Annotated in this window: 23 protein-coding genes; 12 read left to right on the plus strand and 11 right to left on the minus strand. The window is 63.5% G+C overall.

The window, feature by feature from the left end; translation table 11 throughout:
* Positions 1–306: 306 nt before the first annotated feature.
* Positions 307–1,167 (minus strand): helix-turn-helix transcriptional regulator, encoded by an 861-nt coding sequence (locus KXR83_RS01595; protein WP_437423292.1) that lies wholly within the window; start codon positions 1,165–1,167, stop codon positions 307–309.
* Between the two features lie 102 nt (positions 1,168–1,269).
* Here KXR83_RS01595 and KXR83_RS01600 point away from each other — a divergent pair, with 102 nt between their 5' ends.
* The gene (locus tag KXR83_RS01600) at positions 1,270–1,968 is read left to right on the plus strand and encodes an SDR family NAD(P)-dependent oxidoreductase (protein ID WP_437423293.1); all 699 of its coding nucleotides are present in this window, start codon (positions 1,270–1,272) and stop codon (positions 1,966–1,968) included.
* A 73-nt stretch (positions 1,969–2,041) separates the two neighbouring features.
* Here the strand turns inward: KXR83_RS01600 and KXR83_RS01605 are convergent, their stop codons facing one another.
* A complete protein-coding gene (locus KXR83_RS01605; RefSeq protein ID WP_437423294.1) occupies positions 2,042–3,121 on the minus strand; it encodes an ABC transporter substrate-binding protein in 1,080 nt (359 codons plus the stop codon).
* 530 nt (positions 3,122–3,651) lie between these two features.
* Positions 3,652–4,275, minus strand: coding sequence for an acyl-CoA-like ligand-binding transcription factor (locus tag KXR83_RS01610; RefSeq protein WP_437423295.1), 624 nt, complete (start codon positions 4,273–4,275; stop codon positions 3,652–3,654).
* Between the two features lie 125 nt (positions 4,276–4,400).
* Here KXR83_RS01610 and KXR83_RS01615 point away from each other — a divergent pair, with 125 nt between their 5' ends.
* The 3 genes from KXR83_RS01615 (at position 4,401) to KXR83_RS01625 (ending at position 7,175) form a co-directional block, all read left to right on the plus strand.
* Positions 4,401–5,228: a mycofactocin-coupled SDR family oxidoreductase gene (locus KXR83_RS01615; RefSeq protein WP_437423296.1), complete on the plus strand. Its 828-nt coding sequence runs from the start codon at positions 4,401–4,403 to the stop codon at positions 5,226–5,228.
* Between the two features lie 21 nt (positions 5,229–5,249).
* Positions 5,250–6,185, plus strand: a complete 936-nt coding sequence (locus KXR83_RS01620; protein ID WP_437423591.1) for an AAA family ATPase — start codon at positions 5,250–5,252, stop codon at positions 6,183–6,185.
* A 66-nt stretch (positions 6,186–6,251) separates the two neighbouring features.
* Complete coding sequence (locus KXR83_RS01625; RefSeq protein WP_437423297.1) at positions 6,252–7,175, plus strand: vWA domain-containing protein; 924 nt, start codon at positions 6,252–6,254, stop codon at positions 7,173–7,175.
* 39 nt (positions 7,176–7,214) lie between these two features.
* Here KXR83_RS01625 and KXR83_RS01630 read toward each other — a convergent pair whose 3' ends face one another.
* The 3 genes from KXR83_RS01630 to KXR83_RS01640 all read right to left on the minus strand — a co-directional run bounded on the left by KXR83_RS01630 (position 7,215) and on the right by KXR83_RS01640 (position 9,442).
* A complete protein-coding gene (locus tag KXR83_RS01630; RefSeq protein ID WP_437423592.1) occupies positions 7,215–7,601 on the minus strand; it encodes an ester cyclase in 387 nt (128 codons plus the stop codon).
* 680 nt (positions 7,602–8,281) lie between these two features.
* Positions 8,282–8,791: a DUF3995 domain-containing protein gene (locus KXR83_RS01635; protein ID WP_437423298.1), complete on the minus strand. Its 510-nt coding sequence runs from the start codon at positions 8,789–8,791 to the stop codon at positions 8,282–8,284.
* A 135-nt stretch (positions 8,792–8,926) separates the two neighbouring features.
* Positions 8,927–9,442: a MarR family winged helix-turn-helix transcriptional regulator gene (locus tag KXR83_RS01640; RefSeq protein ID WP_437423299.1), complete on the minus strand. Its 516-nt coding sequence runs from the start codon at positions 9,440–9,442 to the stop codon at positions 8,927–8,929.
* A gap of 90 nt (positions 9,443–9,532) precedes the next feature.
* Here KXR83_RS01640 and KXR83_RS01645 point away from each other — a divergent pair, with 90 nt between their 5' ends.
* The gene (locus KXR83_RS01645) at positions 9,533–10,462 is read left to right on the plus strand and encodes an NADP-dependent oxidoreductase (protein ID WP_437423300.1); all 930 of its coding nucleotides are present in this window, start codon (positions 9,533–9,535) and stop codon (positions 10,460–10,462) included.
* Positions 10,463–10,467: 5 nt separating this feature from the next.
* On the opposite strand, the gene KXR83_RS01650 is transcribed toward KXR83_RS01645, so the two are convergent.
* Positions 10,468–10,824: a VOC family protein gene (locus KXR83_RS01650; RefSeq protein ID WP_437423301.1), complete on the minus strand. Its 357-nt coding sequence runs from the start codon at positions 10,822–10,824 to the stop codon at positions 10,468–10,470.
* 60 nt (positions 10,825–10,884) lie between these two features.
* Here KXR83_RS01650 and KXR83_RS01655 point away from each other — a divergent pair, with 60 nt between their 5' ends.
* The 7 genes from KXR83_RS01655 (at position 10,885) to KXR83_RS01685 (ending at position 18,129) form a co-directional block, all read left to right on the plus strand.
* Positions 10,885–11,541 carry a TetR/AcrR family transcriptional regulator gene (locus KXR83_RS01655; RefSeq protein ID WP_437423302.1) on the plus strand — a complete coding sequence of 219 codons (657 nt, stop codon included), beginning with the start codon at positions 10,885–10,887 and terminating at the stop codon, positions 11,539–11,541.
* A gap of 192 nt (positions 11,542–11,733) precedes the next feature.
* Entirely contained in the window at positions 11,734–12,501 is a 768-nt protein-coding gene (locus tag KXR83_RS01660) for an ANTAR domain-containing protein (protein WP_437423303.1), read from the plus strand.
* Positions 12,502–12,691: 190 nt separating this feature from the next.
* On the plus strand, positions 12,692–13,288 hold the full coding sequence (locus tag KXR83_RS01665; RefSeq protein ID WP_437423304.1) for an ANTAR domain-containing protein: 597 nt from the start codon (positions 12,692–12,694) through the stop codon (positions 13,286–13,288).
* A 290-nt stretch (positions 13,289–13,578) separates the two neighbouring features.
* Positions 13,579–14,817: a fatty acid desaturase family protein gene (locus KXR83_RS01670; RefSeq protein WP_437423305.1), complete on the plus strand. Its 1,239-nt coding sequence runs from the start codon at positions 13,579–13,581 to the stop codon at positions 14,815–14,817.
* Between the two features lie 116 nt (positions 14,818–14,933).
* Positions 14,934–17,270, plus strand: a complete 2,337-nt coding sequence (lon, locus tag KXR83_RS01675) for an endopeptidase La (protein WP_437423306.1) — start codon at positions 14,934–14,936, stop codon at positions 17,268–17,270.
* 169 nt (positions 17,271–17,439) lie between these two features.
* A complete protein-coding gene (locus KXR83_RS01680; RefSeq protein WP_437423307.1) occupies positions 17,440–17,781 on the plus strand; it encodes a DUF3140 domain-containing protein in 342 nt (113 codons plus the stop codon).
* A 24-nt stretch (positions 17,782–17,805) separates the two neighbouring features.
* Entirely contained in the window at positions 17,806–18,129 is a 324-nt protein-coding gene (locus KXR83_RS01685; protein ID WP_437423308.1) for a TfoX/Sxy family protein, read from the plus strand.
* Between the two features lie 7 nt (positions 18,130–18,136).
* Here KXR83_RS01685 and KXR83_RS01690 read toward each other — a convergent pair whose 3' ends face one another.
* The 4 genes from KXR83_RS01690 to KXR83_RS01705 all read right to left on the minus strand — a co-directional run bounded on the left by KXR83_RS01690 (position 18,137) and on the right by KXR83_RS01705 (position 23,566).
* Positions 18,137–19,030 carry a DUF4436 family protein gene (locus KXR83_RS01690; RefSeq protein ID WP_437423309.1) on the minus strand — a complete coding sequence of 298 codons (894 nt, stop codon included), beginning with the start codon at positions 19,028–19,030 and terminating at the stop codon, positions 18,137–18,139.
* Positions 19,031–19,114: 84 nt separating this feature from the next.
* Positions 19,115–20,818, minus strand: coding sequence for a cyclic peptide export ABC transporter (locus KXR83_RS01695; protein ID WP_437423310.1), 1,704 nt, complete (start codon positions 20,816–20,818; stop codon positions 19,115–19,117).
* A gap of 12 nt (positions 20,819–20,830) precedes the next feature.
* Entirely contained in the window at positions 20,831–22,021 is a 1,191-nt protein-coding gene (locus tag KXR83_RS01700) for a type III polyketide synthase (protein ID WP_437423311.1), read from the minus strand.
* Between the two features lie 51 nt (positions 22,022–22,072).
* Positions 22,073–23,566, minus strand: coding sequence for a cytochrome b5 domain-containing protein (locus tag KXR83_RS01705; RefSeq protein WP_437423312.1), 1,494 nt, complete (start codon positions 23,564–23,566; stop codon positions 22,073–22,075).
* Between the last annotated feature and the right edge of the window lie 23 nt (positions 23,567–23,589).

A 23,589-nucleotide genomic window follows, 5' to 3' on the forward strand; every position in this document is an offset into this window, starting at 1 on the left:
CAAATCCAAGAACTCTCGGAGTCGCACTCTGAGGAACTCCGCCATCGAAGTGACTTACCTCACAGATCTTCCCAGCGCGGTGTCGAGGATGTCAACCGACGGATAGAGGGCAGAACGTTGTCCTTTGAACTCGCTTGACCATGGGGCAGAGTTTCGCTGCAGGACAACATGTTCCGCGTTCAGCGACGCTGCGCAATGGCGAACCATCACGGCGCCCGACCCGCAAACGTGCGGTCGGAGTCAGCCAATCTTGCAGACGGAGTCAGGAGTTATTCCTCGGCTGCCTCTAATTGGTCACGCGGCGGATCAACGATGAGCGACTTCTGAGACACCCGACAGCATCGCCAGCCGAAGTTTGGTTTCGTCTTCGGTATCCGTTGCAGCGGTGAGGATCACGATCTTCAACTCTGCATCACCGTCGGTGAGGACGTCGCAGTCCACCGTGATGGCCCCAACCTGGGGATGTTCGATGATCTTGTGTGACTCCCGATGTGCGCCAACCTTGCCGGAGGCCCAGAGGTCGGCGAACCGCGCACTACCCGCAGTGAGCGAGTCGATCAGCTTGATCAGTCGGCTGTTGTTCGGGAAGCGGCCGGTGGCTCGGCGTAAGTCGGACACGATGGCCTCTTCCGCGGTGTCGCCGGCGAGTATTGTCACGGGCCATTGCGCCAGCGCCGGGTTGGCGTCGGCGAGGAAGGTGTCGCGGGCGAAGTTGCGGAGCGCCGGAGGAGTTGACGATGGATCGCCGACGAGAGCCGCCCAGCCCCTGTTCCACCAGATCAGTTGCCAATCCGCGGCAAAGACCGCGACCGCCGTGTCCCCGAGCCGGTTCAGGACGCGGTGAACGCCGGGCGGGATGTGGTCGGAGATCTCGTCGGAGCCGGGAGGGACATGCCCGGCCAATCTGTACAGATGGTCTCGCTCTGTATCCGTCAACTGCAGGGCTCGACCAAGCGATGCGACTACTTGCGCAGACGGTGTTGTCGCCCGGCCCTGCTCGAGGCGCACGATGTAGTCGACGGACACGCCAGCCAGGTCGGCGAGTTCCTCCCGCCGTAGCCCTTTGGCACGGCGGGCATGCCGTTCCGGTAGCCCGGCCGCGGACGGTGACATCCGGTCGCGCCAGGCGCGCAAAGTGACGCCGAGATCGGTCGGGTGAGTGTTCACGTCCTCGATTGTGCACCGCCGGCACGAGTCGAAGGTGGTACTCGTTGTCCTACCGTCAAACCGTCTCTGGTGAGCTGTCTCAGCCGGGCACAGGATGAATGCATGACAATCACATTCATCACCGGAGCCAACAAGGGCTTGGGACACGAGACCGCTCGACGCCTCATCGAACAGGGCCACACCGTTTTGATCGGAGCCCGCGACAGCCGTGCAGGTGCTGCGGCTGCTGAAGCGCTCGGAGCCCGTTTCGTCCAGATAGATGTCACCGATGAACTATCGGTGGCCGCAGCTGCAGACAATGTCGCACAACACGAGGGGTCGATCGACGTCCTCATCAACAACGCCGGCGTCGCGGGTCCGATGGGCGACCCGAGTGACTTGACCGGTTCTGATGTACTCGGCGTTCTCGATGTGAACGTCGCCGGTGTCGTCCGGACCACCACAGCCTTCCTTCCCCTCCTGAAGCGGTCTGATGATCCTGTGGTCATCAATGTGAGCAGTGGGATGGGATCGCTTGCCGCGACGCATGATCCGAGCCGTCCGGAGTCCCACGTGGTGGCCCCGATCTACACGGCCTCGAAGGCCGCGCTGACCATGCTCACCACCCAGTACGCAAAAGCGCTTGTCGGTATCCGCATCAACGCTGCCGACCCCGGTTACACCGCAACGGATTTCAACGGCCACTCCGGTCATCAGACCGTCACCGAAGGCACCGACGCGATCGTCAGTCTCGCCACCGAGGGGCCCGGCCATGGATCGGGTCGATTCGTTGACCGGGACGGCGAGATCAGCTGGTCTTGAGGGCGGATCGGCGTGATCGGCGGCTACGCTGTTTCGACTCTTCAGCCTGGGAGACAGTTGGCCCAGGCAGTGACTATCCGGTCGGCATGTTCGCGAGTTCGACGGCCCGGCGCAGCGTCTCACGGTCGACGATGTCGGCAGCATTCATCTGTTGGGTCACCACGCCCGACTCGCTCGCGATGTCGATCATGAACTTCACGCTGTCGTCCGTGAGCCCGCCGGCATCCGTCCAGAACGGGTACCTCTGAATGAGGTCGAATAGCTCTCGGAGAGATTCTTCTGAGGGAGGTGTTTCGACGTACTCGCCGACCGCGGCCTGGAACAAGGCGAAGTCGCTTTTCAGCGTCTTCATCGCGCGCAGTGTGGTGGCGCAGTAGGTGGCGGCGAGTTCGCGATTCTGTACAAGCCAATCCGCCCGGGCGGCCTGAGCCACCTTGATGAAGCCGGGCGCGTTGTTGTAGAGCGTGGCGATCAGCACTGGCTGGTTCACCGTCGATTGGGCGCTGTCGTACTGGGTATCGTGGATCACCGTTGCATCGAGCTCGCCCGCGACCCACGCTTCCGTTCGCGCGCTTGAGCTTTCGATGATCTGTTGGTTGGGGATCTCGTGGACGTCGCGGGGCTCGCCGACGCCACTCAACATCGCATTGAGGACGATGGCTCCAGCGCCACCCGGGCTGTCGATGCCGACCCGGGTCGACGGTTCGAACAGCTGACCGGCGGTGTTCACACCGTTGGCGCCGGCCAGGACGAAGTCGTCCATGCTGACGTACGGGCAGAACATCTTCATGTCCTCGCCTTGCTCCCGCACATCGAGGATCGCGGAGAACGACGTAGCCATGACCTGGGCATCGCCGTCGAGCATGGTCTTCACCGCGTCGGTGTGGGTATCCAATATCGTGACGTTCTGCTCGACGCTGATGTCCAACCCGAGGTCACTTGCGTTGTGGCCCACGCCGTAGACCAACGGGATCTGCGACGCCTGCGGACTCGAACCCAGCACGATGCGCAGCGACTCCCCGCTGCGCGGCGAGGCCGATTCGGTTGAGTCGGATGACCCGGTTGACTCGGCGCACGCTGAGCCGACGAGCGCCACAACACTGACGGCGGCGATCAGACACGTCGCATGTCTCTGACGGCTTCTGATTGACATCTCGGTCTCCTCATTCGCACAGTTCGATCCCCTGAGCAGGTGGGCGTTCGCTGCGGACTCGCGCGTGCAGAAACCGGATCCCTCGGCCGTCGGTCCAGCTGACCGTACGCCAGTTGAGCAGGCATAAAAGGGAAACGAGGGAGAAGGGTGTGAAGTTGAGGACGTCGGAAAATGCCAGGCGGTGGTCTTACGAGAATCAGCTTCGATCCAGTTCGGACTCACACGCGAAGTTTCAAGCGTGGGCGAGTTTGTTGGGTTGGCTATCTCGGTCGCTCGCTGTACTGGCAGTTGCGCGCTCTGCAGACCGAGCGGCGCCGAGTCTCGTGGGTCGGCAATTGCGGTCGCTCAGCTAACCGGGAGATGCTCGCGCTGTAGACCGAGCGTCGACGAGTTTGGTTAACTGGCCGTCTCCGGTCGCTCGCGTTACGCCCGTCTCTCGACGCGGTCGGTGACCCGGCGGCTACCGTCGCTACTGATCAGCAGGTATTGCGCGGTCGTTAGGTAGAGATCGCGTCGCCGCGGCAATCTTCTCAGGAAGCCGGCGGGCCGCTGGGTACGAGAAGCCGGATTGACGATCGAAGACATTGCGGCAGCGTCGTTTCCGGATGCGACACCCAGTACTCATGGCCGGTCATGATGGCGGCCGTGGTGGAGTGCGCGAAGGCGACTGCGAATAGTTCGTCGCTGCGCCAAATTCCGCGACAGCGGATGAAATCGGAAACCGCCTCGCGCCACTGTCGGTACAACACCGAAACATGGGACTGCACCGCGGGCACCGTCAAGACCAACTGGGCACGGTGGCGCGCCCATTCCTCGTCCTCTGGCCGAAAGGCGAGGGCAGAGACTATCGCGGCCTCTACGACGTCGCGCGGTGCGGCTGTACCGTCATCAGCAGCCAGAAACGCCGTGAGGCGGGCGAACTCGGTGTCAGACTCGACCCACAGCACATCGGCCTTCGTCGCGAAGTAGCGAAAGAACGTGCGGCGACTGACCCCTACTGCCGTCGCAATGTCCTCCACGCTGGTCTGCTCGAAGCCTTGCGCTATGAATAACTTCTGGGCCGCAGCTGCCAGCTCGTGCGCGCTGGTCGCGGCAGGACGGCCGCCTCGATCAACTGTGTCGGTCACCGCGGCGCGGACCTCCCCGTCTGCCATCTGACTATCGTCTCACCTCCGTCCGTCGCTGTGCACGTCCGGCGGAAGTCGATGCTGGCGTTCTGGCACTAGGTGACATAACCTCGATGTGAGAGCTGGGTCACAATGGAACGGGAGTGGTCGACATGGGCAAACTCGAGGGCAAGGTCGCCTTCATCACCGGCGCCGCGCGAGGTCAAGGGCGCAGTCACGCAGTCCGCCTTGCGCAGGAGGGCGCGGACATCATCGCGGTGGACACCGCCAAACAGGTCGCCACAGTCCCCTACGACACCGCCTCCGCTGCGGATCTGGAGCAGACGGTCAAGGACGTCGAGGCGCTCGATCGCAGGATCGTCGCGTCGGAGGTCGATGTCCGCGACCTCGCGGCCCTGAAAAAGGCTGCCGACGACGGGGTGGCGGCCCTTGGTCGCCTCGACATCGTGATCGCGAACGCGGGGATCAACAGTATGGCGCCCGCGCTCGAGATGGATGAAGAGATGTGGCAGACCATGATCGACATCAACCTCACCGGAGTGTGGAAGACAATTCGTGCGGCCGCCCCCCACATCGTTGCCGGGGGTCGCGGCGGTTCCATCGTCATCACCAGTTCACTGGCGTCGGTCATCGTCAACGAGAACATCGCCCACTACTCGGCGGCCAAGTCCGGACTTGTCGGGCTCATGAGTGTGCTGGCCAAAGAGCTCGGGCCGCAGAGTATTCGGGTGAATAGCATTCATCCGACGACTGTCGCCACGCCGATGATCCTCAACGAGCCGACCTATAGGTTGTTCCGGCCCGATCTCGAGAATCCGACCCGTGCCGACTTCGAAGAGGCTGCTTCCCAGATGAACCGGCTTCCGGTCTCGATGGTCGAACCGATCGACATCTCCAACGCGATCCTCTATCTGGTGTCCGATGACGGCCGATACGTAACCGGAACCACTCATGTTGTCGACGCAGGCGGGAGACTTTAGGGCGTGCAGAACAACTGCTCGGTGGTCCAAGCGGCGTCACTGTCGCAGGTGCGGTCGCATATCGCGCACAAGGTGGTTGGACGTGAGCGGGAGACCGACCTCCTGCTCGCCGCGGTAGCCGCCGGGCGTGACCTGATGCTCGAGGGCCCACCCGGTACATCCAAGTCGACCCTCCTGCGTGCAATCACGTCGGAATGGGGCATCCCGTTGGTGTTCGTCGAGGGCAATGCGGACCTGACCCCGAGCCGACTTGTGGGTCACCACAATCCGGCCCGGGTGCTCAAGGAGGACTACACGGCGGACAACTTTGTCGAGGGCCCGTTGATAGAGGCGATGCGCTCCGGCGGCTTTCTCTACATCGAGGAGTTCAATCGGGCGCCGGAGGACACGTTGAACACGCTCCTCACCGCGATGGCGGAGCGGGTGATCACCGTGCCGCGGGTCGGTAGCGTCACAGCGCTTCCGACGTTCCGCATTGTCGCGTCGATGAATCCTTACGACAACATCGGCACCACGAGGCTGTCGACGTCCGTCCACGACCGGATGTGCCGACTCGTGATCACCTACCAGGATGCGGAGGCAGAACGGGAAATCGTCACCCGTCGAACTGAAGTCGAATCGTCCCGCGTCGTAGCCGATGCCGTCGCGGTGACCAGGGCGACGCGAGAGCGCGACGCCATCCGTCAGGGAAGTAGCGTCCGGGGTGCCATCGACGTCGCGCTGATGGTGGCGCAGCTCGCTCAGATGCGAGGCGTGGAGCTGCCTGCCGCTGATTCGGTGAAGCCACCGCGCGGATTACCCACTGACTACACGAGCGTGGTGCTCGACGCCATGATGGTGGCGCTGTCCGGTCGAATCCATCTCGACGACACGGTATTCGAGACACCCGAAGCGGTACTGCACCAAATCTGGCAGGACCACTTCATCCTTTCGCCGGCCGCTGCCGAACCCGGTTGAAGAGCAGTACCGGCCGACAGCCCTTTGTCGAGACCGAGAAAAGGTGCCGGACACGACCGCGCTCACATGAAGCCGTTGCGACGCAACCCGAAGCAACTCGACGAAGAACCAGAACTGCTCAAGCCTGCGGCCGCTGGTCGTGGCGGATTCACGCTGATCCCCAAGGGAGGTCCCTCGGGAAAGCCGATGCAATTGCCGGGGTCGTCGGCACCGGGTGAAACGGACGACGACGGTGACCTCACGACTGCGGACGCCACCCTCGTCGTCGACGAGGCCGTGCGCCGACGCGCACGGCAGATCGCGCGCAAACTCGCACTGACGCAACCACTGCGGCAACGCCGTGCGCGGCGCGCCAGTGCAGGCACCCTCACCACCATGCGCTGGCGCGGTGGGACCGACGAACTCGATCTCGACGCAACCCTGGAAGCGATTGCCGGTAACCCGTTGCCGACCGACGACGACATTCTCGTCCGGGAGCGGGTCCGTAACCGACGGTCCATCGTCCTTGTCGTCGATATCTCCGGCTCGACCAAGGGTGAGCAAGTGAGGACCGCGGCGGCCACCGTCGGCGCAATGGTTAGTGAACTGGCGCGCGATGACGTTGCAGTGGTGGCCTTTTGGTCTGATGCCGCGATTCTGGTTCGGCTGGGGGAACGAGTGGGTCCCGAGACCGTGCTCGACCAGCTGCTGACCCTGCCGGCGCAAGGACTGACCAACGTCGCGTTCGCACTGGAGGTCGCGGCGCGTGAACTTGCCGGCGTGCCACCGGCTGATGCAAGGGTGCTGCTGCTCAGCGACTGCGTACACAACGCCGGGCCAGATCCCCGTGGTGTCGCAGCACGGTTGTCGCGGCTCGACGTACTGCTCGACACCTCAGGCGAACACGATCTGGACCTCGGACGTGATTTGGGGATCGTCGGCCGCGGACGATGCCGAGTGATCCGAGACCATCACGACGTAGCGCCCGCCCTGACCTCAATTTTCGGGTGACAGGGTTTGGTAGTGCGATGACGACTGTGGGGGTTCTGATCAGGAGACGTGCGCGAGTCGAGCATTGTCGACCGTCCCCACGACTTCGCAGATCAGACCTTCGACCACGCGATACATGTCGAGTTCATCGGTGGCGACGCGGGCGCCATCCCCGGGCGCATTGAGGAATGGCTTGGCTCGGGTGCCCGTATCGAGTAGATGAACAGCAAGCCACTCACCCTCGACGATGGCACGACGGAGCTCCCACCGATAGTCCGGAAAGACCTCGATGGTTGCCGTGACCTGCGCTACGTACTCACGTCGCGTCAACTCTTCACCGTTGACCATTACAGAATCCGCGACGAATGCGCCAAGCTCGTTCCACGCCCGGCGATTACACGCGTCCAAGTACGCCACATACGTGTCGATCATCTCATCGCGAGTCATCACCAACCCAGTATCGCAACACGGAATCCGCACCGCCGGCCTGAGCAGCTGCAATCGACACAATCAAGCTCCCCGGCGTAGACAATCGCGGCACATTCTGTTTCACCTCCCATCCAAAGCCGACACCTCACCGCGCTCGGCTGTCCGGAAGCCGTGCGGTTTCGCCCTTCGCCGCCATCACGTGCACGCTAGCCACGTGGGCGGTCAATCCTGACGGCGACCGAGTCGCCCGCGATGAGCTTCGCCGCAACAGATTTCGTCACGGATCATCAAAAGGCGCCTCGGACATGTAGCCGGTCTCAGGATCTATCTCCGCGAGAAACCCGCTGATACACGTGCGGTGATAGCGAACGGTCGGTAACGGGATCGGGAGCGGTGCCGTTGGAAGCCGATTGCCGGTCCTCCATGCAACACTCGGTGCGCCGGACTGGAACCCATAACCAGGATTGGGACCGCTTATCCAGGTGTATCGGCTACCACCGTCTGACGCGATCGTTACCTGGAACAGTTCTCCATCCACGACAAGGTTGATTGGGCCGTCCGCGACCGTTGGGCGCCAATCGTCGGGTACTTCATCAGGTTCCACTAGTTTCATCGTCGCTGAACATCGCGCTCATCGCGAATGATTATCGCTGACAAACGACCCGACATCGTGTGCTGACTTCCGCGGTTTCGTTGCGCTAAACGGCCGAGCTCATCAGAGCGCGTGCGGGCCTGGTGAGCCACAGCCCCGTCAGTAGCGCGGCACCCCACACCACAAACAGCGGATCCCATATGAAGGCGTGTCCGATCATGGTGGTCCGGTTGTATCCGTTGCTGGGCGAGACGAGGCCGGCGAGCACCGCGCACGCCGACAACGACGAGACCCCTCCCCACACCACCAGAACGACACCGCCTGACCACCCACACCATCGAATCGGTCGATAGACCCGGCTCTTTCGCCGCTCATTGACCATCGGCACGACAGCGGCGACCGCTTTTGCCAGCGCGATGAGAGCCAGGGCCAGACCGACTTTGACCGGGTTCTCGCGCGCGAGCTCAACAGCCCACTCTCCTACTGACTCGAGTTGCCAACGGCCGCCGGCGGCCCAGTACAGACTCGCCACCGCGTGCAGTAGACCGGCGGCAGCAGCGATGCCGAAGGCTACCGAGGCGACGTCGGTCTGTGCCGTCGACGTGTGTGTTCGCATGAAAATCACCCTACGAACGGTGGGCTGCAAGCACATCCAGGTTTACCCTCAACCTGACCCCGAGAAACTGTTCGTCGATCAAAGCGTTTTACCCGGCGAACTCGCATTGTGAAGAGACCCTGCGTGGTTCGCGCTTCACTCTGCCCGACGCTTGCCCGCGCGGCGGGGTTTGGCCGAGCGAGGGGGGATGGTTCGCATGTGGTCACGGGCTTTGGCGAGTACGCGGGCGAGGTAGTCGATGTCGTCCTGATCAAGAGCGTCGAAGAGTAATTGCCGGACAATCCCGATGTGTCCTGGGAACACGGCCGCGAGTACTCGGCGGCCGGCCTCGGTCACGGTGACGGTGATCCCGCGTTCATCTTCCTCAGAGGGGCTACGCGTCACCAGTCCGGCGCGCTCGAGAAGCCCCACTTGGTAGGTCAGCCCGCTCCTGCTGTACACCACGCCGTCGGCCAATTCCGTCATCCGGCGACTGCCCGTAGGTGCGTCGCCAAGCGATGCGAGTAACTGAAACTGCACGTAGCTGAGGCCGCCCGCCTCCTGCAACTGCTGCTCCACTGCATGCCGCACCAGGCTGCTCGTCTCGATCAGCGCGAGGTACGCGCCGAGCTCGACGGCGCTCAGACCTTGTTGTTCTCTGCGTTCGGTCACGTCGACAGCTTACCTGTTGCTTCGATTTCAAAGCACTGCTACGTTTGGCTAAGTGCTTCACATTCGAAGCATCTAAACGAAGGAGTCACCATGAAGGCAGTACGGTTCCACGAAGTCGGCGGTCCCGAAGTCCTCCACTACGGAGAGGTCGAGCAGCCGACGCCGGCCGCGGGACAGGTCCGCGTGCGTGTGGCAGCGTCGGCGTACAACGCAGCGGACAACGGTATGCGGGCTGGATTCCTGCCCATCCCAATTGTGTTGCCGCACATACCCGGATATGACGTTTCGGGCACGGTGGATGCGCTGGGCGAGGGAGTGGACGACCTCGCAGTCGGCGACAATGTCATCGGGTTTCTGCCGATGGAACACGACGGTGGCGCAGCCGAGTACGTCACCGCCCCAGCCCAGGCACTGGTGCACGCCCCCACCACCGTCCCGTTGGACGACGCCGCGGCCCTACCGTCTGTCGCGCTGACTGCATGGCAGGCGCTGTTCGACGACGGACAGCTAGCCAGCGGACAGCGCGTGCTGATCGTTGGGGCCGGAGGCGTGGTCGGTAAGTACGCCGTTCAACTGGCGAAACGCGCCGGCGTGCACGTCATCGCAACTGCCAGTCCACGCAGTATCGACGCTGTCCGCGCCGCGGGCGCCGACCACATCATCGATCACACGACCACCGCACTACTCGATGCCCTCGACGGGCAAGTCGACGTACTGCTCAACCTCGCCCCCATCGAACCGGAGCAGTTCGCCACCCTCGTCAAGGCCGTTCGGGATGGTGGCGTGGTTGTCAGCACCACCGCTTTCATGGCGACTCCCGACGACAGCTCCCGAAATGTGCGGGCCGCCACCGTGTTTGTCCAACCGAACCGCTCGCGTCTCATCGAGATCGTGTCCCTGGTCGACGCCGGCGCACTCACCATCGAGGTCACGCGGCGGATACCCCTCACCGAACTGCCCGACCTCCACAAGGAAGCAGTCGGCGGACGGATCGCAGGGAAGGTCATCGTGCTGCCCTGAACTACTCAGCGCTGGACGAGACAGAATTCGTTGCCCAACGGGTCGGTCAGAATCACGGTTCGGTACCCGCCTTCGTCGTCGTGTTCCTCCAGTGTTCTCGCACCGAGGCCAACCAGTCGGGCAACTTCCGAGTCGAGATCATCCACGAAAATGTCCAGGTGGACCCGGTTTTTGCCTGCTTTCGCTTCCGCCACGCGTTGCAGCGTGAGGTGATGCAGGCCTCCGTTCGGCGACACGAGCGCATGGAACTGCGCACCGTCTGTCCAAGGGGTGGGTTCGTCGTATTCGAGAGCGGCTTTCCAGAACAAGGCCGCAGTCTTCACGTCGACGCAATCGAGCGTCACTCCCACAGTGCGATTCACAATGACTCTTTCCTTAACGCTGCTCGACATCTTAACGGTGTTAAGAGTAGCGTGTTTCCTGTGGCAAAGGAAAGCCGACGCGATAGGCAGCGTCGAGAACTCAAGCAGGACATCGTCGCTGAAGCGCGGCGGCGACTCGAGGACGGTGGGCTGAGCGCGGTCACGCTCCGCGGGATCGCTCGCGAGGTCGGAATGAGCGCACCCGCGCTCTACACCTACTTCCCGAGCCTGTCCGAGTTGCTGACCGAGTTGATCGTCCAGAGCTATAAGTCGCTCGAGGCCAACATCACTGCTGCATTGGCCGAGTCGGCCGGATCGGCGCTCGAGCAGCGCCTGGAAACGGGGCCAGTTGCCTACCGGGCCTGGGCGATCGAGCATCCTCGCCAGTTCAATCTCATCTTCTTCGACCAGATCCGCGGGTACGCCGCTCCCCCCGATGGTCCGACAGTGCCCGCGCAAACCGATGTTCTGCGACCGATCGCTATCCACTACGCCGAGGCCCGTGGATGCTCCCTGGTCGAGCTGGAGGCCGACGGCGATCTCCTCGACGACTTTCTCGGATGGTGGGGAGCGTTTCACGGCATCGTTGCCCTCGAGGTCAATCATCATCTCGACTGGCGTGAACCAGAAAGAGTCTTTCGACGGTACCTTGGTTCCAGCATCCGGAATCTCCTCACACCGACTCCGACAACCCCTGGTGGACAGCCGGATACCTAGAGTTCGCGCCGCCTACCGGCATACGCGCTCGTTGCAACTGGCGCGTGCGTAGGCAAGCGGCGCGAATTCGAGCGGGCGGGTGGGGTGGTCAAGCGGGTGGGGTGGTCAGGCCTGCAACCGTGACGTTGCCGACCCCGCCTGGCAATGCCCGATAAGCTGGTCTCATTCTTTGTTCGGAGGATGCATGCGTCCATGACCGAGGTGAGGACGCACATGACCGAGGGCGAGCTCTTCGGCGACGACGTCGACGATCTCCGCAACAGTCTGAGTTCGCTGTCGCAGCTGGCGATGAGTTCGCTGTCGCTTCCTCAAACCCTCACGCACATAGCCGAATTCGCGGTACATGCCATTCCCGGCGCTGACGGGGCCGGCTTGACGCTGCTCGACGGCGATCGCCCGAACACGGTTGTCGCGAGCGACGATTTTGTGGTCGCGGTGGACCGCATCCAGTACTCGCTCGGCGAGGGCCCCTGCATCACTGCTGCCGAGCGCGCGCGGACCGTACGTTCAGGCTCGCTCGGTGGGGATGCGCAGTGGCCGCGTTTCGGGCCCCGCGTCGGCCGGCTCGGTGTGCACAGTGTCCTATCGCTCCCACTCAAGACCGACATCGGTGTGCTCGGCGCGATGAATGTGTATGCCCGTGCGAAGAATGCGTTCGACGACCGCGCCGTCACCCTCGGTGAATTGTTCGCTGTCCCAGCCGCAGTGTCCGTGCAGAACGCGCAAGCGTTGTCGAATGCGCTGCAACTCTCCGAGCAACTGCAGAAGGCCCTGACCAATCGGAAGGTCATCGACCACGCCATCGGCATCGTGGTCAGCCGCAGCGGGTGCACCAGCGCCGAGGCGTTCGCGAGGTTGCGGGAGATGAGCCAGAAGGACCACAAGAAGCTGGCCGATGTCGCCCAGGCGATCTTTGACGATGCCAAACGACGAGCTCAGGCCCGGCGCTCCGGCCTATAGAACCGACCCGATATCCGGGGCCACGCCATGAACGAGTTGGGGTTCCGCGCCGGATGTGTGACGCGTAGGGTCGGAACCGCCAGACGTCAGCAGGAGCGGGTCCCGACCCGCTGGAGGCGCGGGCATCACATTCCTCCCTGGCGGTGTGCAGGAAATACTCAACTGGCGGTCGGGTCCGCCGCGGATACACATGAAGTCGAATTCTCAGCTGATTGCTGCGCTCGCGTCACTGACCGCCGGGCTGGACGACCCCTCGGCCGATCTACACGAGCGCGTGGCCGAGCTGGTTGAAGCCCTGACCGAGTCCATCGACTCACTGGTCTCGGTTGCGTTGACGGTGATGGTGGACCATCGCCCGTTCTCGGTCGCCGTCCCGGTCCGTCAGGGCGTGGTGGCAGTCACGTCCGTATCCATCCCGCTGCGCCGGCAATCCTGGCCCGACACCGAATCTCGTCTGGTCTTGCTGGCCGGGACGCCCGGCGCATTCGTCGACCTTGTTGCCGACATCAGCTTTGCGATGAACTCGGATCCGGCGATGATCGGCGTGGACACCCAGCTGCCGGCCGCAGTGCCATCCGACGATGATCCCGGTGTCGACATGCAGCGGGACCTCGAAGATCGTTCGGCCATCGACCAGGCTCTCGGCGTATTGCTGGCCCGAGGAGCAACGATGCAGGCGGCGAGCACTCACCTGTCGCAGCGCGCCGAGAGGGACAACATCTCAATGGCCGACGCCGCGCGAGCAGTCCTCGACGACGCCGTGGACATTCTCCGACCCGACATCTGACTCGCAGTCGGATACACGTCGGTGCAGTGGTCGAGTTTCAGCGTGCAGCGAACAGCCGCGGCCTCTGATTGACAGGTACCTGATTTACGGGTTACGTGAACAGTGCTGAGAAAACCAGCCGGCCCGGGGCCGGTTCCGCCGCCCACGGCCCGCGGGATCGCCACACAAGTTCGCTGCCCGGATATTCAAGTGTTGTACGTGCTCTACCCTCGATCGCCGAGGGCCTGACCTCGTCCGAACACCACCGACGAGACTTACCGACAGAGACTCGCCGGAGCGGAGCGCACCCCGTGGCCATCACCGACATAGCTCGATACGCCCATCTCACCGACGTCGACCTCGACTCGCTCAGCAATGAGCTCGACACCATCCGACGCGACATCGAAGATCAACGCGGTGAGCGCGATTGGCGGTACATACATCGCGTCATCGCCCTGCAACGTGGGCTCGAGATAGGCGCCCGTGTGGTCCTCATGGGATCTCGGCGGAAGCCCGCGTGGGTGCTGGGGACGTCGATGCTGGCCTGCTCGAAGGTCCTCGAGAACATGGAACTCGGTCACAACATCAGCCACGGACAGTGGGACTGGATGAACGACCCCGAGATCCACTCCAACTCATGGGAATGGGACCAGGTCGGCCCGTCGTCGCAGTGGAAGCGGGCCCATAACTACTCGCATCACCTCTACACCAACATCGTCGGCATGGATGACGACATCGGCTTCGGCATCCTCCGGATGACCCGCGACGTCGCCTGGCGCCCGGTCAATCTGATTCAGCCGCTGGCCAACGTGGTCCTTGCGACCACTTTCGAATGGGGCATCGCGCGCCACGACCTGGACGCCCAGAAGCGAATGGACGTCGAGCGCCATCCGGGCACCGACATCACCCGAATCGGCAAGTCTGAAGCCAGTCGCACCTTCTGGCGAAAGATCGGCAAGCAGATGGGCAAGGACTTTGTCCTCTTTCCTGCCCTGACCGGACGGGCGTGGAAGACCACGCTCACGGCCAACGCGTCGGCGAATCTGATCCGCAACCTCTGGGCGTACGCCGTCATCTTCTGCGGTCACTTCCCTGACGGCGCAGAAAAGTTCACGATGGCCGAGTACGAGTCGGAGACACGGCAGCAGTGGTACCTGCGACAGATGCTCGGCAGCGCCAACTTCAAAGCCGGGCCGTTGATGGCGCTGATGAGTGGGAACCTCTGCTATCAGATCGAGCACCATCTGTTCCCGGATCTGCCGAGCAATCGCTACCCGGAGATAGCCGAACGCGTCGAGGCCCTCTGCGACAAGTTCGATCTCCCGTATACGACGGGGTCGTTGCCGCGACAGTACTGGCTGGCCTTGCGCACCATCCACAAACTCGCCCTACCCGACAGCTTCCTGTCTCGGTCGTCCGATGACGCCCCGGAGACCAGCAGCGAGCACCGCTTCGGAGTCGTCGACACGCGCACGGCGATCATGGAAGCGGCGAGTCCACGCCGCGGACTGAAAGCTGCCATCGGAGCCCTTCGCGCCGGGAAGCGTTGATAACCGGGAGCAGCTGAACGCCATCGCGATTTCGCTCTCGAAGAACACCGACTACCTGGGGGAACAAAGACCACCACCGGAAAGTTGAGCCCGAAGTACTTAACTTTGGAGGAAACATGAGCGAACTGAATCGCATGCCGGTGTTGTTCCTGACCGACCCCGTCTTGCTCCCCGGCATGGTGGTCCCGGTCGAACTGGACGATGCCGCACGTGCCGCCGTCGACGCCGCGAAGGCCTCGGAGGCGGGCAAACTTTTGGTCGCCCCTCGATTGGACGACCGTTATCCCGCCTACGGCGTAGTCGCTTCCATCGTGCAGCTCGGCCGCCTCGCCGGTGGCGAATCGGCGGCGGTCCTCAAGGGCGAATCACGCGCCCACATCGGGTCCGGAACCACCGGCCCCGGGGCCGCACTGTGGGTCGAGGTGGAGCCGGTCTCCGAACCCGCGGTCACCGACGAGGTGCGCGAACTGGCCGCCGAGTACAAGAAGCTCGTGCTGGCCATGCTGCAACGCCGCGAGGCCTGGCAGGTCATCGACTCGGTCAACAAATTGAGCGACCCGTCGGCACTCGCCGACACCGCCGGTTACGCGTCGTACCTCACCGACGTTCAGAAGCGGCAGATGCTCGAAACTCCCGACGTGGCAGAACGTCTGACCACACTGATCACCTGGACCCGCGACCACCTGGCCGAAGTCGAGGTGAACGACAAGATCGCCGGCGAGGTCCGCGACGGCATGGAGAAGACCCAGAAGGAGTTCTTGCTGCGTCAGCAACTGGCCGCGATCCGTAAGGAGCTGGGCGAGGACGAACCCGACGGCAGCGACGACTACCGTGCCCGCGTCGAGGCGGCGGAGCTGCCCGACAACGTGCGCGAAGCCGCGATGCGTGAGGTCGGCAAGCTGGAGCGCGCCAGCGACCAGAGCCCCGAAACAGGCTGGATCCGAACCTGGTTGGATACGGTGCTGGAACTCCCGTGGAATGTGACCACCACCGACCCCACCGACATCAAGGGCGCCCGCGCCATCCTCGACGCCGATCACCACGGTTTGGACGACGTGAAGGACCGCATCGTCGAGTACTTGGCGGTCCGTGCTCGCCGCGCCGAACGCGGCCTGCAGGTCGTCGGCGGTCGCGGATCGGGTGCGGTGATGGTGCTGGCCGGACCTCCCGGAGTCGGCAAGACATCGCTGGGTGAGAGTGTTGCCCGCGCCCTCGGCCGAAAGTTCGTCCGCGTCGCCCTCGGTGGCGTCCGCGACGAGGCCGAGATACGTGGACACCGGCGTACCTACGTCGGCGCTCTGCCCGGACGTATCGTGCGCGCCATCGGCGAAGCGGGATCGATGAATCCCGTTGTGCTGCTGGACGAGATCGACAAGGTCGGCGCCGACTACCGCGGCGACCCCAGTGCCGCACTGCTCGAGGTGCTCGACCCGGCGCAGAACCACACCTTCCGCGACCACTACCTGGACCTGGACCTCGACCTGTCGGATGTGGTGTTCCTGGCCACCGCCAACGTGATCGAGCAGATCCCGTCGGCACTGCTCGACCGCATGGAACTGGTGACCATCGACGGCTACACCGAAGACGACAAGGTTGCCATCGCACGCAACTACCTACTCCCGCGACAGCAGGAACGGGCGGCCATCACCGACGACGAGGTGGAGGTGACAGACGCGGCGCTACGCAAGATCGCAGCCGACTACACCCGGGAACCCGGTGTGCGACAGTTCGAACGGCTCCTGGCCAAACTGCTGCGCAAGGTGACCACGGCATTGGCCGGCACCGAAAGCGCAGACGGTTCCGCCAAGGTGCGCGTCGACGAGCCCGACCTGGTCGGGTACCTGGGCCGCCCCCGCTTCACGCCTGATGCCGAAGAGCGCACGGCCGTGCCGGGTGTGGCAACCGGGCTGGCGGTCACCGGACTGGGCGGCGATGTGCTCTACATCGAAGCCGGGTCCACCGATGGCGAAGGACTGGTCCTCACCGGCCAACTCGGTGACGTGATGAAGGAGTCTGCACAGATCGCGCTGAGCTACGTGCGTTCCCACGCAGCCGATTTCGGCATCGACCCCAAGTCGCTGGAACGCAGCATCCACGTGCACGTCCCGGCCGGCGCAACTCCCAAGGACGGTCCGTCCGCGGGTGTCACGATGGTGACCGCGCTGGTGTCGATGGCAACCGGACGCAAGGTGCGGGCCGACGTCGCGATGACCGGCGAGGTCACCCTCAACGGACGGGTGCTGCCCATCGGTGGCGTGAAGCAAAAGCTGCTGGCCGCCGCGCGGTCGGGAATGACCACGGTCTTCATCCCACAACGCAACGAGCCCGATCTGGATGACGTGCCTGCCGAGGTGTTGGAGGCATTGACCGTGCTGCCGATGACCGACGTCGCCGACATCATCGCCCAGGCGCTCGAGCCCGCCGCCGATCAAAGGGCAACCGTCGCAGCCTGATCGGCATCTCCGCCCACCTGTTCTCACATCGCTGCGCCGCCTCTGGCGAGGCGAGTACGCGGGAACGGGTGGGCGGACTTCTGTCACGGGTAGCTGTACCAGGTTTCGACACCACCGCATCGAGGTAGAGCTCAGTATCGATCTCGATGTCCGAGGGAAGGACCGCCCGATGAGTACGCAGACGAACGACGCCGTGGCCGAGGTATGGGATGACTGGAAAGAGGCAGTCAACATGACGGCCGGCGAACTCGAGGCCTTCCTCGACACCCCCGAGTCGAAAGACGTGGGAGACAAGAGCTCGGGCGGGGAATCGACCGGCCACAAGTCAGGCCGGCGAATCGTGGAGATCCTGCGTGCCACCAAGAGCGACCTGACCGATGACGATGCCGCACACATGCGCAAGGTTGTCGGCTACGTCCATCGACATCTGGCTCAGCGACCCTCCGGTGACGTCTCCGACACCGCCTGGCGTTACTCGCTGATGAATTGGGGCCACGACCCCACAAAATGAAGTCGGTTGTCGCACACTTGATCCGTGGCCTATGACACGCACCTGGCGGACCGCGTCCGAGAACTCATGGGTCCCGAGGCGGGCGTCTCGGAAAAGCGGATGTTCGGTGGTCTGGCGTTCCTGATCGACGGTCACATGGCCGTGGCGGTCAGCGGGCAGGGTGGGCTGATGGTCCGGGTCGACCCAGCCGAATCCACGACTCTGCTCGGCCGCGCCCACGTGTCGCCGATGGTGATGCGCGGGAAGGAGCTTGCCGGGTGGATCCGTGTGGCCACGGACGGCGTCGAGACCAGAAAGCAACTCCAGACGTGGGTGGACCGCGGTGTCGCCCGAGCGCGACTGGCGTAGCGGGTGGTCAGGGCGCCTGGCGCCACCAGGCGATCACGTACAGCGACATCGCGCTCACCAGCCCGGCGACCACCCAGAGAACCACCGAGTAGTCCACCCAGGAACCGAACGGTGGCGACCCGGGGAAGATGTTTCGCAGAGGGAGCACCGCGAAGAGCATCACCGCGAACCACGTGACCATGGGCGGCTGAAAGGCCTTGCGCCGCCGCACGGTCTGGATCGACACGAACAGGGCGCACACGGGAAGGACGATCAGTACCGCACAGAGCGCGAGATCGAAGACCAGCGATCCGGCCGTCCGATCCGCGTAGATCGTGAACGCTTGTCCCCCACCGGCATCCTGATCGTCGGACGTCACGTCCCAACCTGTCAGAGAGTCGGTGACCACCACATCCGTGGGCAGCGGGAACGAGACAGTGCCGGCCTCCGGCGACGACGCCTGGCTGAAGGCGCGCACCACCACGTTGTCGGACCGGTACTCGTCGAAAGGCCACTCACGGATGTCGCCGTTCGCATAGAGCTTGACCGGGAGCGGACCCACCCTGGTCCCACTGTTGAACACCAGCCGCCCATCGGCGGCGATCGGTGAAACGTCCACCACCAGTTCGTTCTTCAGATAACCGTTGTCGCCCACCAGGTCTTTGCCCGGATACACCGATACATTCGCCGCCATGGAGAAATCACTCCCGTTGACGGCATCGATGTCGAGGTAGACCAGCACACTGTTGTCGGCGGCCACCCGGCCATCCTCGCCGGCGTCGTCGTCACCGGACGCGTAACCGACGAGAACCGCCACGTAAACCACCACGATGCCCAGCACGATCAGCAGACCACGCCACCACGTACCTCGTCTGACCGTCTTCCGACGGTCCGCCGATACGTTGTCCACCTTTGACGCCACCCGTGGCCTCCCGCCCTCGATACACCGCCTCACGATGCCGACGGATCGGCCTCGGCTCGAAGTGAGTGTATCGGCCGAGGCGGGTCAACCTGCGGCTTCGCTCAGGATCGCTCCGTGTGACAACGGCCGGCCCTGCTCCAGCCGGCCGAAGTCGAGCTTGACCAATTGATCCGCGACGTCGAAGTAGCGGTCGTCGTGGGTGATCACAACAACCGTCTTCCCAGCCCTCTTGAGGTCGGCGAGGATGTTGCGGTAGAACACCTCTCGAAACTGCGGTTCCTGATCAGCGGCCCATTCGTCGAAGACGTATATCGGCCGGTCCTCGAGCAGCGCGGTCACCAACGTGAGCCGTTTACGTTGTCCCTGCGACAACGCGAGCGTGGACAACCGGCCGTCCCGGACCGACACCTTGTGCGAGATCTGCATCTGTTCGAGGTAGCGCCGCACCTCGTCGTCGATGCCGGGCCGCCGGAACCCGAGGTAGTCCTCGAAGAGGTGGAAGTCGGTGAAGACCGCTGATGCGTTCTGCCGGAACCACTCGACGTTGCCGTGGGTGATCAGCTCACCGTTGAGCGTCAGCCTGCCGGAGTGCGGGGCATAGAGTCCCGTGATCAGTTTCGCGAGCGTTGATTTCCCACTGCCGTTGCCGCCCACGATGAAGGTGACCTGGCCGGGGTCGAGCACCAGATCGACGGGTCCGAGATGGAATCCCGCCGCCGGGGGGCCGGCCGGATGGGGTGCGCCGGGCGGTGGCGGCGGACCGGCCATCTGTTCCCCGCGATAGGTGTAGCCGATACCCGACAGCTCGAGCCGGGCATGCCTGGCCAGCGGCCGGTCGGTGAACGGAAGACTCGACTCGTCGTGCATCGACGACATCGACAGGTCCATCTCCTGGATCTTCTTCAGGGCCACATCGCCGCGCAACAAGTCGGGGATCAGATGCATGATGTTCTGCATCGGCATGGCGAGGAACGTGGTGATGAGGACATACCCGACCATCACCTCACGCGGCAGTTCGAGGATCACCGCCAATCCGAACAGGATGAATGCCATGGTGCCGAGCTGACACAGCTGCCCGAAGCCCTGGGCCACAGAGAACTTGGTGCCGGCTTCGACGTTCTTGGCCCGCAACGCTTCCGCGGTACCGAGGAGGTGACGGTCCATGAAGTCGCGTCGCCGGCCCCGGTGCAGTTTCAGCTCTTTGATGCCGAGCGTCACCGACTGGAATGACCTGAGGAGGTCGTCCTCGTTCTCGCGGGCATGCCGATAGATCTTGCGAACCCGCTTGAGCACGGTTTCCACGCAGGCGATGGCGGCAAGGGTGGAGCCGACGGTGATGGCGAAGATGACTCCCGAGACCACCGACAGGTACACCAGACAACCCACGATGGTTGCAGCGTCGATGCAGATACTCGGGATTGCCGAGACCGCCTGCGACAGCGCACGTACGTCCTCGGTGAGTGTTGCCATCAACCGGTGCATACCGAGACGTTCGAGGTGCTCGAGCGGCGCCGACACCACTCCGGTGCTGAGTTTGGCCCGCAAACGGTAGATCGCGTTCTGGGCCAGATGGATCAGCAAGACTTGGGAAAGCAGACCGGTGACCAGGACGACGGCGGCAGTGAGCAGGAACAGCTCGACGGTGTGGCCGGGATGCTTGTCCGGCGAGATGATGCTGTTGATCTGGGTGACCAGGTATGCGTTGGCTGCGCCGCCTATCAGACCGGCGACCACGGCGACCGCGATGCCCTTCCACGACACCGACACGAGAAAGCGGATGAGTTGCATGGTGATTGCCCGCTACTTCCGGACGATGTCGAAGAGGAGCCCTTCGAGCGTGACGCCGGGGGCAAAGGAGAATGCGACGCCCGTACTGACCTTGTTGTTGTCGTCGGAGGTGCGCTTGGCCATCTGCTCGAGTACGAAGACGAGCGAGACGCTGAGCATGTTTCCGTAGCGCGCCAGGATGTCCCAGCTCGCTTCGGCACGAGCCGGGTCGATGCCGAGGGAACGCGCTGATTCATCGATGATCTTCGGTCCACCGGGGTGGATGGCCCACAGGTCGATGTCGGACTTACCGAGTCCGTGGGACCTGAGAATCCCGCTGATCACCGGATCGACACCCCGATAGATGTAACCCGGAAGATCCTCGGCCAGTTCGCAGGTGATCCCGTTGTGGTTGACGCCCAGCACGATTCCGTCCTCGGCGCCGTCCAGCAGGTGGCTGAACGTATCGCGGATGACGATGTTTCCGGCCGGGATCGGGTGGCGGACCTCGCTGGCACCCACGACCACCGCGCCGCAGCCATCGCCGAACAGACTGTGGGTGATCACCTCGTTGATGTCGTCTGCGAACACGGCGTTGACCGACGAGATCTCCAGGCAGATGACGAGGGCCTTCTTGTCAGGGTTGGCTCGCACGAAGTCAGTCGCCATCCGGATGCCGTTCATCGCTGCGGCGCAGCCCATGAAGTTGACCACCACACGGTTGGTCGTGCGGGGCAGGCCCAGTTCCTTGATCACGGCGACATCCACTCCGGGAGCGATGAATCCGGTGCTCGTGACGAATACCAGGAGGCCGACCTCGACCTCACCGGGAACGGCGCCGAGCGCGCGCCGCGCGACGTCGACAGCCAACGGAGCGGCGTGTTCGAGGTACAGATTCATGCGCTCACGGAGGGTGGCCCGTTTCTGGCTGAAGGCCCTGAACTCGGGATCGGTTGGGTTGATTGCCAGGTGCCGCTCGTTGATTCGCGTCTTGTTGTACACCCGCCGGATGCGCTCGCGCTGCTTCGGATCGTCGAACAGTGCGGCGACCTCATCGGCAGCCTCGTCCTGGGTGAAGACTTGGTCGGGTGCACCGGTGGCGATACCTTCGATCACCGCAACCGTCGTCGGCGGAGCGGGAGGAAGTGTCGGCCGTGCCACCGGGCGACGGCCCACGTAGGTGGAGTGTGGTCCGGTGAGCGGGTGGTCGGGGATGACGGTCATGAGAGTTCCTTTCAGGTGCAATGACATTGGAGAGCAAGCGTGGGCTGAGATTCAGACGGTTCCGAGGCCGGTGAATCCCTTGATGGTGTAGTCGGCGCAGGTCTTGAGCGCCGCGGGCGAGAAGTGTTCGCGGAAGAATCCCCAGCCGTGTTCTTGGGCCGGCCGCGACCGCGATCCCAGGTAGACACGGCACTGTTTGGGCAGTCGATCGGTGACGAAACTCTTCGCGGGCAGCCACTCGACCCCGAACGCCGCCGACTCCTCGCGCACCACGTCCTCGGTGGCAATGTTGGCGAAACCGCTGCGCTGGAACGGAAGTACGTGGTGCACCCGATGCGAACTCAGGCCGGCAGACAAGAAGCAGTCGATGTAACGGTTGCCGACGATCTTCAGGTCGTAGGCCTTCTCGAGCTGATCCACCGCCCAGTCGTCGGTGTCGATGTCGGGATGTTCGTGTGCGTCGGTGTCGAAGTCATGGCTGGCGACGATGAGGAACGTGCTGAACCAGAGGGTGGCGACAAACTGCAGGACCCAGGCCCACACATCACCCATCGCGATGAAGACCACCAGCTCGGAGATCAACAGAGCTCTGACACCGAAGGCGCCGATGAAGTGGGGCAGGCCGCCCTTCCACGACCCGTACATGTCGGCGATGCCGACCTGCCGGGTGAGTTTGCAGATCTCCAGCAACCGAACCACCATGCCCGTCGCGGTGTGGCCGAATTTGTGGACGGTGTGGATGGGCACCCGGAACCACCTGGGCAGATCCATCATGAAGGTGAAGACGTTCTTCTTGATGTCCACTTCGCTCTGCGTATGCGGATGATGAAGCAGGGCATGGCCATCCGCGGTGACAAACGACAACGCAACATAGTTGACGTCGAACGCGCTGACAAATGCCTTCGTCAGACCCTTTTGGGGGCGGTGGATCGCATAGTGTCCGTAGCCGGCGATGCCGCAGCGCAGCATTACCATGGCAACCACAAAGGCGGGCAACGGCATCCAGCTGGTGTCGAACAGCCGGAGTGCCTGTACTGCGAAGTAGGCGATCACGAGGCCGATCACCACGACGTTGAACACCGTGTCCATGCGCTTCAGGCGGGCGGCCAGCTCGGGTTCCTTGAGCCTGGCCTTGATCCTGTGGAGGAGATCGTTCTTGTCGTCGAAGCGAAAGTGCGGGGTGTCGCGCCAGCTGTCGAAGTTCTCTTTGAAAAGGAAGTCAGGGGCATTGGCCTTCGGGTGAATGTCCTCGACGACGGCGTCACGATCCAGCGCGTACTTCTGGAGCATCCGCTCGATCTTCTCCGGATCACGGTGGTACGAACCGATGATGGAGGTGATGTCGCGGTTCTTGGTACGTCCGATGAAGAACTCGCCACCGGGATGCTTGGAGATCCAGTCGGTCAGGTCGTAGGCGCGCCCTCGATAGACCCAGACGTTCGCGAGCCGGGGTCCGCCGTCGGGACCGGGCATCCTGCCGAGATCATGATCCTCCGCCGGCTGGTCGAGGTCGGTGGCCTCATCCCCGACATGGGTGTCAGTCATGCGCTGTCCTTCGTGTGTCACAC

This window comes from Williamsia muralis (genome assembly GCF_051487485.1).
Taxonomy (GTDB): Bacteria; Actinomycetota; Actinomycetes; order Mycobacteriales; family Mycobacteriaceae; genus Williamsia; species Williamsia muralis_B.

Excerpts from the sequence above, each read along its gene's own strand:
- KXR83_RS01635 (WP_437423298.1), bottom strand. The coding sequence starts at position 8,791 with ATGCGAACACACACGTCGACGGCACAGACCGACGTCGCCTCGGTAGCC.
- KXR83_RS01680 (WP_437423307.1), top strand. The coding sequence starts at position 17,440 with ATGAGTACGCAGACGAACGACGCCGTGGCCGAGGTATGGGATGACTGG.
- KXR83_RS01660 (WP_437423303.1), top strand. The coding sequence starts at position 11,734 with ATGACCGAGGTGAGGACGCACATGACCGAGGGCGAGCTCTTCGGCGAC.
- KXR83_RS01600 (WP_437423293.1), top strand. The coding sequence starts at position 1,270 with ATGACAATCACATTCATCACCGGAGCCAACAAGGGCTTGGGACACGAG.
- KXR83_RS01700 (WP_437423311.1), bottom strand. The coding sequence starts at position 22,021 with ATGACCGTCATCCCCGACCACCCGCTCACCGGACCACACTCCACCTAC.
- KXR83_RS01630 (WP_437423592.1), bottom strand. The coding sequence starts at position 7,601 with ATGACTCGCGATGAGATGATCGACACGTATGTGGCGTACTTGGACGCG.
- KXR83_RS01610 (WP_437423295.1), bottom strand. The coding sequence starts at position 4,275 with ATGGCAGACGGGGAGGTCCGCGCCGCGGTGACCGACACAGTTGATCGA.
- lon (WP_437423306.1), top strand. The coding sequence starts at position 14,934 with ATGAGCGAACTGAATCGCATGCCGGTGTTGTTCCTGACCGACCCCGTC.
- KXR83_RS01605 (WP_437423294.1), bottom strand. The coding sequence starts at position 3,121 with ATGTCAATCAGAAGCCGTCAGAGACATGCGACGTGTCTGATCGCCGCC.
- KXR83_RS01645 (WP_437423300.1), top strand. The coding sequence starts at position 9,533 with ATGAAGGCAGTACGGTTCCACGAAGTCGGCGGTCCCGAAGTCCTCCAC.
- KXR83_RS01615 (WP_437423296.1), top strand. The coding sequence starts at position 4,401 with ATGGGCAAACTCGAGGGCAAGGTCGCCTTCATCACCGGCGCCGCGCGA.
- KXR83_RS01625 (WP_437423297.1), top strand. The coding sequence starts at position 6,252 with ATGAAGCCGTTGCGACGCAACCCGAAGCAACTCGACGAAGAACCAGAA.
- KXR83_RS01705 (WP_437423312.1), bottom strand. The coding sequence starts at position 23,566 with ATGACTGACACCCATGTCGGGGATGAGGCCACCGACCTCGACCAGCCG.
- KXR83_RS01695 (WP_437423310.1), bottom strand. The coding sequence starts at position 20,818 with ATGCAACTCATCCGCTTTCTCGTGTCGGTGTCGTGGAAGGGCATCGCG.
- KXR83_RS01665 (WP_437423304.1), top strand. The coding sequence starts at position 12,692 with ATGAAGTCGAATTCTCAGCTGATTGCTGCGCTCGCGTCACTGACCGCC.